This window comes from Chryseobacterium sp. 27AL (genome assembly GCF_057815395.1).
The window spans coordinates 311026-322497 of record NZ_JBYRIW010000003.1 but is presented as its reverse complement, the minus strand read 5'-3'; the positions used below and the strand labels follow the sequence as shown (position 1 = coordinate 322497).

Here is an 11472-nt window from a genome sequence, read left to right as displayed (position 1 = left end):
TAAAGTTTTTTTTTCTTAACCTTAACTCTTTCCCAAACCTTCAATCCCTTACTCCTACGCTCCGTTTTACCGGACTGCAAAGATACAAATATTTTTTAATTCCACAACTTTTTTCCTTAAAAAATTTTAAAGTTAAAACTGTTTTTTTATATCCTTTTTAGAGTATTTATTTATTACCGCTTATCTAAAAGCTCTTCTGCGCTACTTACTATCTCTCGTTTTCAGTGGGGCAAAGATAGGGTTTATTATTCGTACAAAACAAGTCTATTTAACATAAAGTTTAATGTTCTGTTCATATTAACTCTTAAATCCCTGAAACCTAGGGAGAATAATTTTAAACTAACGTTTGGTTGTTGAGACTTTAGGGGTATAGGGTTGGTGGGAAGTTGTGTTGGAGGGCGTGTTTATGGTTTTGTTTTAATTTAATCTCTCGCGGATTTGGCTGATGACGCAGATTGTGAATTTATAATATTCAGGTGCTTTTATTTTGAGTGGCCCTCTTTATTAAATGTGTTTGGGGGTTGGGGTAATATTTGGATGGCGACTGTTGAAAGAAAGTCCTCATACCCTAGCCCGGATAGAAGCGGTTACCCCACAGCACGAAAAGGAACGCTTGGGCCAGCGGCGGAATAGCGATGGGAAGCCCAGAAAGCTCGGCGCGAGGAGTATGAGCGGATAGCCGGAAAAAGCTCCCTTGAAAAACAGATGAGTTAGTGGGTACGAGAGTAAAAGGGTTGGAGAAAGTTTGGGAGTTAACGAGTGTAAGTTCTGTTGGTGGGTTTTAGGAAGAGGAAGATGGCCTTATATTGAAATATGAATCTATCATATATAATAGGTACCATATTATTATGATATTTATGTCGGTGATTATTAAAACTGTCGTATTGCTTCCTTTCTTAAAAATATATTATTAAATTTGGATATGAGTTTTGGAAAAGATTTGCTAAGGAAAATTAAAAGCACTGCATTGCCGGGAGAGAACGCACATGGAGTCTTCTCACCACCCTACCGTCCTGTGTTTACTTATGACGAGGTTTTAACGAAAAATCCTAAGTTTGCGGCTGTCAATATTATTCTTTATCTTAAAAATGATGAGTGGCACTTTCCTCTGATCCAAAGAACCATCAATGAGCACGACAGACACAGCGGACAAATCTCGTTACCTGGCGGAAAACGTGAAGAAATGGATAAAGACTTTGCCGAGACTGCCATTCGTGAAACTTCTGAGGAAATCGGGATTGAAAAGCATTATGTGAGAATCATAAGGGAAATGTCTCCTATTTATATTCCACCAAGTAATTTTTACGTGTATCCTTATATATCTTATACCCGGAAAAATCCTGAGTTTATTTTACAGCAGACTGAGGCTGTGGAAGTAATCGAATTCCCGATCACCTCTTTTTTAAATCTTCCGGACCAGCCCGAGATCATGGCCCTGCCGACAGCAGGAGGAAATGATGTGCCGGTTATAAATTTCAACGGATATATTATCTGGGGCGCAACAGCGATGATATTGAGCGAATTCAGCCAGTTGCTGAAAAAAATGTAACTTTGCACCACTGTGTTTAATTGAAAGATGGCGAAGAAAAATATTTTCACCGATGCGTTCGGAACTCCTTATTTTTTAAAAAGGATCATTATTTTCATATTGGGAATCATATCATACAGAAGATTCAATGGATTTAATAAATTAAAAATTACAGGTACCGAAAATCTTGTGGATCTTCCGGATTCCAATGTGTTGTTTGTATCTAACCATCAAACCTATTTTGCTGATGTTGCTGCGATGTATCATGCGTTCTGCTCTGTGAATAACGGATATCTTAATACGATAAAAAATCCGATTTATTTGCTGAATCCTAAAATAGACTTTTATTATGTTGCTGCAGAAGAGACGATGAATAAAGGAATTCTCCCTAAAATATTTAAAATCGCCGGCGCGGTAACGGTAAAAAGAACATGGCGGGCTGAAGGCAAAAACGTGAACAGAATGGTTGACATGAGTGAAGTGGATAATATCATGAAAGCTCTGGATAATGGCTGGGTTGCCACTTTTCCGCAGGGAACAACTTCTGCTTTTGCGCAGGGACGAAGAGGAACGGCAAAACTGGTCAAGAACCAGCGTCCTATCGTAATTCCTATAAAAATAAATGGTTTCCGAAGGGCTTTTGATAAAAAGGGACTTCGTGTGAAAGTAACAGGAGTAAAGCCGACCATGGAATTTAAACCACCACTCGATATTGATTATGATAAAGAGAATGCTCAGGAAATTTTACATAAAATAATGACCGCTATTGAGCAGACGGAGGATTTTAATGTACTGCATCAATATGATGAAGAATTAAAAGCTAAAAAAACGGAACAAAAAGATTCAGATCATTAAAGTAGAAAATCATGAAAAGAATATTAGGAATCTTATTCGCAATTATAATATTGGTATCGTGCAACAGCCAAAAAATGTATTCGGATTTTGACATCAGCTATTCCAAAAGCGGAGGATTTGCGCCGATTTACGAAAATCTTTTGATCAAAGGCAATAATGCCCATTATTCTTTTGAAGGCCAGGGTAAAAAAATAAAGCAGAATTTTAAAATCTCCAATGAAGATTTACAAAAGCTGAACAATATCCTTTCAAAAAACAATTTCAGGAGAATTGAGGAAGATCATAAGAAAATCTATGATTTTGTATCAACTTCCATCAATATAAAGAAAGGCCATCATTCAGGCAGCAAGACCGATGCCAGCGCAATAATGCCTAATTATAAAACCAACTGGACAAACATTACAACGGCATTCCAGGAGATCATTAATACTAATGTAAAAAAACAGTAATACAATTGAAGACCCATTTCATCGCTATCGGCGGAAGTGCCATGCACAATCTTGCCATTGCATTAAAGGATAAAGGATATCAGGTTACAGGTTCGGACGATGCTATTTTTGAGCCATCAAGATCCAGACTTGAAAAGAAAGAAATTCTCCCTGAAACACTCGGCTGGTTTCCTGATAAGATCACTTCCGACCTGGACGCTGTCATTCTCGGCATGCATGCTCATCAGGATAATCCTGAATTGGCAAGAGCTAAAGAATTAGGTTTAAAAATATACTCTTACCCTGAATTTTTATACGAGCAGTCTAAAAATAAAACCAGGGTTGTGATCGCAGGTTCCCATGGAAAGACAACCATTACCTCCATGATCCTTCATGTTCTGAATTTTCATCAGAAAGATGTAGATTACATGGTGGGTGCTCAGCTTGAAGGTTTTGACTGTATGGTAAAGTTGACCCGCGATAATGATTTTATGGTATTGGAGGGAGATGAATATCTTTCTTCACCGATTGATCTTCGCTCAAAATTTTTGCTCTATCAACCGAATATTGCTTTATTGAGCGGGATTGCATGGGATCACATCAACGTTTTTAAAACTTTTGATGATTATGTAGACCAGTTCAGGAAGTTCGTAGCAAGCATTACGCCCGGCGGAATTCTGGTCTATAATGAAGAAGATCCTGAAGTAGTAAAAGTAGTGGAAAATGCTGAAAACTATTTCAGAAAAATTCCATATAAAACTCCCGAGTATGAAATCGTAAACGGAACAGTACATCTGAAAACAGAAATGGGAGATATTCCACTATCGGTTTTTGGGGCTCATAATTTATTGAATCTTGAAGGGGCAAGACACATCTGCCAGCACCTTGGCATCATGGATGAAGATTTTTATGAAGCAATTATGAGTTTTAAAGGGGCTTCAAAACGCCTTGAAAAAGTACAAAGGGATGATAAAGGAATACTTTATAAAGATTTTGCCCACGCGCCAAGTAAAGTAAAAGCTGCAGTAAAAGCTTTTAAAGAGCAGTTTAAAAACGAAAAAAAATACGGTTTTCTGGAACTGCACACTTACTCCAGCCTTAATCCCGTTTTTTTAGAGCAATACGATCACGCCATGGATGGGCTTGATGAAGCGGTAGTTTTTTATTCGGAAGATGCTTTAAAGATCAAGAGAATGGAACCGATCTCTCCAGATCTGATCAAAGAAAAGTTTAAAAATGAAAACTTGAAAGTCTTTACCAATGCCGAGGATCTTCACAAATACTGGAATACGCTGGATAAATCCCAGGGAGTATACCTGATGATGAGTTCGGGTAATTTCGGAGGACTTGATCTTACAAAATAAACGATTGAATATAAAATAAGAGGCCGTCTCACAACTCGTGAAAACGGCCTTTTTTATGAAATTTTACTGTATCCCTATACGAGAAGGGTTTTCGTTTAAGCGATTCTCAACCCACATCGTTTAGTTGTGATACACCTTCTTTTGTTTTAATTGATTCTTTTATAAAAACGTCTTAGTACATCTTTGGTACCATCCCCATCAAAATCCTGAGTCCGGTCTTCCATAACCATGTCGGTTTGATTAAGTTGGGTCACGAAATACGGATAATTTTCTTCGTTTTCAAACCAGAATTTGCCGTTTCCTTTATCAAATATATATTTCTTTGTTACAACATCTGTTTTTTCGCAGGTATTGTTGATCTGGGCATAAGAAATCGAAATAAGATGGGTAGCAGTAAATTCATGTGTGCTCATTTTCTGGCAATCCGTTGAGAAAGAGGTCTGGGTCTGCTGATTTAAGGACCGGTAAATCTCTGCTTTTTCGACATACCATTTTCCGACAATTGAAGCTTTATTGCTGAGATCTTGATCTTCGTCATTGCTGCAGGAAATAAGAGAAAACAGAAGAAACGATAAAACTATTTTGTTCATGATTAATTGTAATACTTTAAGACAGCAAAAATACTATTAATTTTTGCTGTTTTTATTCTGTTTCAGGTGAAATTTCTCAGCCTTTTCCACCGGCTCTAATCTTTTTTAATGATCATTGCCATTTCCATTTAATATTTTTGAAACAGCAATTGCACCCGAAACAGTATCAAGACTATAAATCTGCATGACACCCTGATTAGCCGCCGCCTGTGCAAGAATATTCTGCTGATTCTGAGCATTAACGGCATTTTGAAATAATATTCCGGTAGAATGTGCCATAGATTGATAAATGTTTGCCATTGACATCGCAGGAGAATCTCCCACCACTTTTACATTTGTCTGTGTGACAGAATCTGTAATCTGTTCATTTACTTTCGTTTCCATAATTTTAGTTATTAAGTTTAAAGTAAAGTTAAATAATTTTTTGTAAAATACATTTTAATAAACATAAAAAACGCAAAGACTATGATAAGTTATTATTTAGAATAATCAATTCTTTTTCTCTTTTATTAGTTAACTTTAAATAAGAACTAACTATATCTTGCTGCGAAGTAGCAAGATCTGTGTATACATGATCCTGTAATACCAAAACTCCTTAGTTTTGTCTTATTATAGCACACCTACGGCGTTCTTACAATATTACATTGTTTTTTTTCTATACAGATATTGCTCCTCCGGAGCATTAAAATTACTTATTCATTTTGGTGACGAAAAAAAGAGGCTGCCCAAACTTTCAGACAGCCTCTTTCTATTAATTTGTTATTTAAAATTAAATATCCGCAACAGCATTCAACATTTTCTGTTCCCATTCAGGATCTTTAGGATCAAAAAATAATCTTTTCCCGGTATCTAAAGAACGTACTACATTCATCTCGTCTTCTGTCAATTCAAAATCAAAAACATTGAAATTCTCTTCAATCCTTGATGGTGTAACCGATTTTGGAATCACGCAGAATCCTTCCTGAAGGTGCCATCTTAAAATAACCTGAGCCACCGTCTTTCCGTATTTCTCACCAATAGCTTTTAACTGTTCATTCTCTAATAAGCCTGCATTTCCGTTTCCAAGCGGGCTCCATGGCTGAGTAATGATCTTATTTTCCCTATTGTACACCTGAAGTTCTTTTTGCTGAAAGATCGGATGCAACTCAATCTGGTTAATCACCGGAAGAACATGAGCATGAGCTTTTAATTCCTCTAATTTCTCCACTGTAAAGTTGCAGACTCCGATTGCTTTGATCTTTCCTTCATGGTAAAGTTCTTCCATCGCTTTCCACGCTCCTAAGAAATCTGCATAGGGCCAGTGAATAAGATACATGTCTAAATAATCCAGCTGCAATCTGTCTAATGTTCTCTGAAAAGCACTTTTTGCCTTTTCATAGGAAGTATCCTGAACCCATAGCTTCGAGGTTACAAACAGCTGCTCGCGGTCTATTCCACTATTTTTAATGGCATTCCCAACGGCAGTTTCGTTCTGATAAATAGAAGCCGTGTCGATCATTCTGTATCCTGTTTCTATAGCTTTGAGGACCGCATTTTCGCACTCCTTCAAATCTTCCATCTGCCATACTCCGAAACCTAAAGCCGGAATATCAACACCATTATTCAATGTAATTACAGGCTGTCCTGCGTATGTTTTCTTTTCCATAATAATTATTTATATATTTTTAAATTTATTAAACATTAATTTCCTTTCCCATCATTTGCCTGAACAATCCTTTAATATGATCAATCTCTTTCTGATAATTTGTTTTTTTTCTGCAACCGAAATAAAGCGTATTCTTCAGGGGTTTCTGGCCTTCCCAGATCAACTGTATTTCGCCATCTTCAATTTCTTTTTTACACAGAAAATCAGGAACGACTGCTAATCCGGAACCACCTTTCAGACAACGTACAATAGAATTGAGATTCGGAACAATATAATTCGGACGGAAATTCGGCTTATGACCGAAATTCAGGATCCAAAATTGAAAAAGATGCTCCATATCTCCGGCCGTACCGTACCATTTTTCATTTTTCAGCCATTCTTCTGCATGTTCGATGCCTTTATCATTTAAAACATATTCAAATTCAGCGATATCAACATCTTTTCCGCCTACGAGAATGAGTTGTTCCGAAGAGAATGCTTCATGTTCGATATTTGGAGACACTCCTTTTTTCGGAGTAATGATTAAATCTAAAATTCCTTTGTCCAGCTGATCGAGCATTTCCCGATATTCTCCAAAACTGATGATAAGATTGAATGGCAAACTTGAAACATATTGCTCCAATGTGGTCTGAAAAGTCTCAAAACACATGCCGACACTGATCGTGGGCGTAAGCTTCTCCGTAGATTTCTGAAAGTTTTTTTCCACTTCTTCCAGTTTTGACAGCGGTTCTGAAATAGCGTTAAACAACACTTTCCCCCTTTCTGTAGGAATCATTCTTCTTCCGGTTCTGTCAAACAGCTTATATCCAACATATGCTTCCAGCGAACTGAGATGAAGACTCACTCCGGGTTGGGAAATAAATAAGGTATCCGCTGCTTCTGTAAGGGTTCCTGTTTTATAAATTGCTTTAAAAGTTCGGTACCATTCTAAATTAACCATAGGTATTACTTTTATGATGCAAATTTATTCAAATAATCACAATTATAATATTTTCATCATCAATAAGAGTGATAAAGTAAGTCTATACTTTATATAATTTACTGAAATACAATCAAATATAATAACTATTATTTAAATGATATTTAGTTATGATTTTTATTATTTTATTCATAGCAAACAACGCAATACCTTTGTACCCATAAAATTATTTATACAAAAATGAAAAAAGTATTAATTATTAACGGCGGACAAAATTTCGGCCATTCCAGAGGAAAATACAATGCAACTATAGCAGAAAATACATTGGATGTTTTACGAACATTTGAAAATGTGGATGTGAAAATCACAAACGTGAATGAAGGATATGACAAAAGTGAAGAAGTTGCAAAGTTTGTTTGGGCAGATTATATCATTTATCATACACCGATCTGGTGGTTTCAGCTGCCGAACGGATTAAAGAAATATATTGATGAAGTCTTTACAGCAGGTCATGCCAAAGGAATTTACATGAGCGACGGGAGAACGTCTGACAATCCGGAAATCAATTACGGAACCGGAGGAATGCTGGGAGGAAGAAAATATATGGTTACCACTAGCTGGAACGCTCCTGAAACAGCATTTACGCTTCCGGGAGAATTTTTTAATGAAACAAGTGTTGACGACGGACCATTATTCGGTTTTCACAGAATGAATGCTTTTGTTTCTTTGAAAAAAATGGAAAGTTTTCATTTTCATGATGTAGAAAAGAATGCGAATGTTGAACGTGATATGAAACTTTATAGAGAACATCTTATTAAAGTTCTTGAAAAAGAATTAAAAACAGAATTAGCGTAATGAAAGTTTATCTGACAGCCGTCATTAAAGCAAAAGAAGAATACAGAACAGAAGTTTTAGAGGTTCTTCAGAATATGGTGAAAGAAACCGTGAAAGAAGAAGCCAATGAATTGTACAGGTTTCATCAAAGCATTGAAGATAAAAATCAATTTGTTTTCTACGAGATCTGGAAAAGCAAAGAAGGTTTGGAACAGCATAATAAACAACCTTATATTCAGGCGTTCGGAGATTTGGTTGAAGAAAAACTCCAGGAAAAGCCACAGATTTATTTAACTGAAATTATTTAGTGAAAATAGTACAGGAAAGTAAACATTATTTTATTTAATTTAATGAAAGACTTATAATTTTCTCAATATTTCCTGTTTGGTGTGGAAGTTTCATGGTTTTATTAAATATAATTGATTATGGATAGTTTTAAAAATTTTATCTTTTTATTAATGATTATAACAATGAATACAATTTCCGCACAGCAAAAAGATCCATGCAGGCATATCAAGACACCGTCCGGCTACCTGATGGTACTCAGACAGGGCGACGACGTGCTTGCTCACATTGAAAGCCTTGCAAAAAGGGAAAATATTCCTTCGGCAAGTTTTACAGGAATAGGTTTTGCTTCAGAAGTTACGTTTGGCTTTTATGATTTCGAAGCGAAGAAATTTAATCCCAAAACATTCAAAAAAGTAGAAATGGGGAGCTTAACCGGGTCTGTTGCCTGGAACGAAAAAGGCCCGTCGATCCATGTACATGGAGTGGCGACTGATGACAAATTCAATGCTTACGGAGGACATATTTTGTCGCTTCATGTAGGAACCGGCTCTATGGAAATTTATATCAATATTAATGACGAAAAATTAGACCGGAAAGTCGAACAGCCTTTAAATGCAAATGTTCTTCAGCTCAAATGTCCTTAAATAATCAGAGCTTTTCGATGATGAAAAGCTCTTTTTTACTTTATATAAAGAATTATTTCCCGATCGGCATATGTGTTGAAATCGCAATTCTGTTCCACATATTAATAACAACGGCAGCCATGATGATATCTGCCAGCTGATTTTCATTAAAGAGTACTTTTGCCTTTTGATAAGTTTCTTCCGAAAGTCCTTTATTACTGATCAGCGTAACTTCTTCCGTAATTTGTAGAATAATCTGCTCTTCTTCGGTGAACAATTCTTTAGCATCTCTCCACGCATTCAGGAGGAAAATTCTCTGTGGCGTTTCACCATATTTTAATGCATCTTTGGTATGCATATTCAGGCAAAAAGCGCAGGCATTGATCTGGGAAGCCCTGATCTTAACTAATTCTTTTTGAATCGGCGTTAAAAAACTGTTTTTAAGGGATTCTTCCATTCCTATTCCTGCTTTGTAAGCAGCTGGGTGAACTGTTGTCCAATCGAATCTTGCGTTCATAATATTTTGTTTTAAAATTACTAAGACAAAGTTCCGATTTATAGATCCTAAAAATCTTAAACTGGTTTAAGAACGCAATTTTGCCCTGATTTCACTTAAATATTCCGGGGTAAACCCTAAAAATGAAGCAATTAAATATTGCGGAATTCTTTGGATAAACCAAGGGTACTGTGTACTGAAATGTACGTATAACTCTTCTCTAGAAAATTCATAAAGATATCGTATTCTCCTCTCCGCCGCAGCATAAGCTCGTTGATAGACTTTTCTGAAGTATCTTTCCATCACCGGATGTTTTTTCAACAATTCTTCCTGAGATTGAAGGTCAATTTTTAAAATAACCGATTTTTCCACCGTCTGAATAAAGAAATTAGATTTTATCTGTCTTTCATAGGCGAATGTATCGGTGATCCACCAGTTTTCTATGGCAAATTCTGTTGTCTGCTCAACTCCTTTTTCATTGATAAAAAATTTTCTCAGACAGCCTTTTACAACAAAGAAAACCGACCTGCAAATTTCTCCCTCCGACATCAGATTCTGCTTTTTCTTAACTTCCAACACCTGAAAATAGGAAATGATGGAAGCAAATTCTTCAGCATCAATAGTGATAAATTTATCCAAATGTTGCTTAAAACTTTCCATTTATAAGATTTATGATCAAACTTAACTTTATTTTTTTAGTTTTACAAAGACAAAACAATATATCATGGAGATCGTAGCCAAAATTTTAATTGCAGCAGTAGCCATCGAACATCTTTACATTCTCTGGATGGAAATGTTTGCCTGGGAAACCAAAGGAAAGGAAGTTTTCAAGGCAGCTTTACCCGCAGAAATGTTTAAACCGACAAAAGGATTAGCAGCCAACCAGGGACTGTATAATGGATTTTTAGCCGCAGGACTGATCTGGTCTTTTCTTATCGAAGATCCGAAATGGCAAACCAATATTGCCTTGTTTTTCCTTGGATGTGTTGCCGTGGCTGGAATTTACGGAGCGATTTCAGCGACGAAAAAGATATTTTTTGTTCAGGCTTTGCCAGCGATTTTAGCAATTGTTGTAGTGCTTTTGAAATAATTGAGGAGCTTTCTCCTGCTTTCGCTACTCGCTTTTTCTATTTTCGGCGGCGGCAAGGCCGCCGCCGAAAATAGAAAAGAGCTCAAACATACCGCTCAATCAGGGCTAAAATAAAATCTGCCAAATCCGCAAGATTTCATGAAACTAAAAATTCAGAATTTCACCAAGCTTCCTCTTTATCTTCTCAGCTCTAAACAAACCCTCATGATAGTCAATCAAATTTCCATTTTTATCTATAATAATCCATAACGGATAAACAGGCTGTTTTTTATTCTTTGATAAAGCCAAAACCAGTTCATGAATTCCGGAACTTCCGTTGGATACATAATTAAATTCCTCTCCCTGAAAACGGATTTTCTCTTTCGTTTTTTCTGCATCAAAATTAATGAAGTAGAAATTTTTATTGATTAATTTTACCAGATCTTTGTCTTTATTCAATTCAAAAGATTCAATCTTACAAACCTGGCACCAGCTTGTATAGATATGAATAATGACCGGCTTTGGATTTTCTTGTTTCTGAGCTTCCACTTCATGAAAGGCAACTGTCTTTATCTGTGAAAGACAAAAACTTGGTATAGACATTAAAAATAGAAATAGTATTATACTCTTCATTTTACTGTATTTATCTTATTGCATTAGATTTACGCAAAGTTCTAATTGTATCGTATTTTATTAAAGTAAGCAAAGTTTGATCAACAAGTTGATTTGATGAAGCTAACGACTCAAGCTCTGCATGACAATTTATTTACTTTGCTTTCTAAAAATTATTGTTTAAAAAATAAATTCTTTGTATCAAAATCTTTGATTACTTA

The 11472-nt window shown here is 36.0% G+C and carries 15 protein-coding genes; 8 read left to right on the top strand and 7 right to left on the bottom strand.

Annotation, left to right across the window (positions count from 1 at the left end):
* Positions 1-922 precede the first annotated feature (922 nt).
* The 4 genes from AC3WV0_RS08975 to AC3WV0_RS08960 are packed head-to-tail and all read left to right on the top strand — an operon-like array spanning position 923 to position 4175.
* On the top strand, positions 923-1549 hold the full coding sequence (locus tag AC3WV0_RS08975; protein WP_488845789.1) for an NUDIX hydrolase: 627 nt from the start codon (positions 923-925) through the stop codon (positions 1547-1549).
* A gap of 27 nt (positions 1550-1576) precedes the next feature.
* Positions 1577-2383 carry a lysophospholipid acyltransferase family protein gene (locus AC3WV0_RS08970; RefSeq protein WP_488845788.1) on the top strand — a complete coding sequence of 269 codons (807 nt, stop codon included), beginning with the start codon at positions 1577-1579 and terminating at the stop codon, positions 2381-2383.
* Positions 2384-2394: 11 nt separating this feature from the next.
* Positions 2395-2832 (top strand): hypothetical protein, encoded by a 438-nt coding sequence (locus tag AC3WV0_RS08965; protein ID WP_488845787.1) that lies wholly within the window; start codon positions 2395-2397, stop codon positions 2830-2832.
* A 5-nt stretch (positions 2833-2837) separates the two neighbouring features.
* Positions 2838-4175, top strand: coding sequence for a UDP-N-acetylmuramate--L-alanine ligase (locus AC3WV0_RS08960; RefSeq protein ID WP_488845786.1), 1338 nt, complete (start codon positions 2838-2840; stop codon positions 4173-4175).
* 146 nt (positions 4176-4321) lie between these two features.
* On the opposite strand, the gene AC3WV0_RS08955 is transcribed toward AC3WV0_RS08960, so the two are convergent.
* From AC3WV0_RS08955 to AC3WV0_RS08940, 4 genes are all read right to left on the bottom strand, one after another.
* Entirely contained in the window at positions 4322-4765 is a 444-nt protein-coding gene (locus tag AC3WV0_RS08955) for a lipocalin family protein (RefSeq protein ID WP_488845785.1), read from the bottom strand.
* A 105-nt stretch (positions 4766-4870) separates the two neighbouring features.
* Entirely contained in the window at positions 4871-5149 is a 279-nt protein-coding gene (locus AC3WV0_RS08950) for a RebB family R body protein (RefSeq protein ID WP_488845784.1), read from the bottom strand.
* Positions 5150-5534: 385 nt separating this feature from the next.
* Entirely contained in the window at positions 5535-6410 is an 876-nt protein-coding gene (locus tag AC3WV0_RS08945; protein ID WP_488845783.1) for an aldo/keto reductase, read from the bottom strand.
* A 28-nt stretch (positions 6411-6438) separates the two neighbouring features.
* A complete protein-coding gene (locus AC3WV0_RS08940) occupies positions 6439-7350 on the bottom strand; it encodes a LysR family transcriptional regulator (RefSeq protein WP_488845782.1) in 912 nt (303 codons plus the stop codon).
* A 219-nt stretch (positions 7351-7569) separates the two neighbouring features.
* On the opposite strand from AC3WV0_RS08940, the gene AC3WV0_RS08935 reads away from it, so the two are divergent.
* The 3 genes from AC3WV0_RS08935 (at position 7570) to AC3WV0_RS08925 (ending at position 9095) form a co-directional block, all read left to right on the top strand.
* On the top strand, positions 7570-8184 hold the full coding sequence (locus AC3WV0_RS08935; RefSeq protein ID WP_488845781.1) for an NAD(P)H-dependent oxidoreductase: 615 nt from the start codon (positions 7570-7572) through the stop codon (positions 8182-8184).
* Positions 8184-8471, top strand: a complete 288-nt coding sequence (locus AC3WV0_RS08930; RefSeq protein ID WP_488845780.1) for a putative quinol monooxygenase — start codon at positions 8184-8186, stop codon at positions 8469-8471. The genes AC3WV0_RS08935 and AC3WV0_RS08930 overlap by 1 nt, the downstream gene beginning before the upstream one ends.
* Positions 8472-8633: 162 nt before the next feature.
* On the top strand, positions 8634-9095 hold the full coding sequence (locus AC3WV0_RS08925; RefSeq protein WP_488845779.1) for a PPC domain-containing DNA-binding protein: 462 nt from the start codon (positions 8634-8636) through the stop codon (positions 9093-9095).
* 52 nt (positions 9096-9147) lie between these two features.
* Here AC3WV0_RS08925 and AC3WV0_RS08920 read toward each other — a convergent pair whose 3' ends face one another.
* Together AC3WV0_RS08920 and AC3WV0_RS08915 are read right to left on the bottom strand one after the other, a co-directional pair.
* Positions 9148-9591 (bottom strand): carboxymuconolactone decarboxylase family protein, encoded by a 444-nt coding sequence (locus AC3WV0_RS08920; protein WP_488845778.1) that lies wholly within the window; start codon positions 9589-9591, stop codon positions 9148-9150.
* 66 nt (positions 9592-9657) lie between these two features.
* Complete coding sequence (locus tag AC3WV0_RS08915; RefSeq protein ID WP_488845777.1) at positions 9658-10230, bottom strand: Crp/Fnr family transcriptional regulator; 573 nt, start codon at positions 10228-10230, stop codon at positions 9658-9660.
* Positions 10231-10294: 64 nt separating this feature from the next.
* On the opposite strand from AC3WV0_RS08915, the gene AC3WV0_RS08910 reads away from it, so the two are divergent.
* Positions 10295-10660, top strand: a complete 366-nt coding sequence (locus AC3WV0_RS08910) for a DUF1304 domain-containing protein (RefSeq protein ID WP_488845776.1) — start codon at positions 10295-10297, stop codon at positions 10658-10660.
* A gap of 144 nt (positions 10661-10804) precedes the next feature.
* On the opposite strand, the gene AC3WV0_RS08905 is transcribed toward AC3WV0_RS08910, so the two are convergent.
* The gene (locus tag AC3WV0_RS08905) at positions 10805-11272 is read right to left on the bottom strand and encodes a thioredoxin family protein (protein WP_488845775.1); all 468 of its coding nucleotides are present in this window, start codon (positions 11270-11272) and stop codon (positions 10805-10807) included.
* Positions 11273-11472 lie beyond the last annotated feature (200 nt).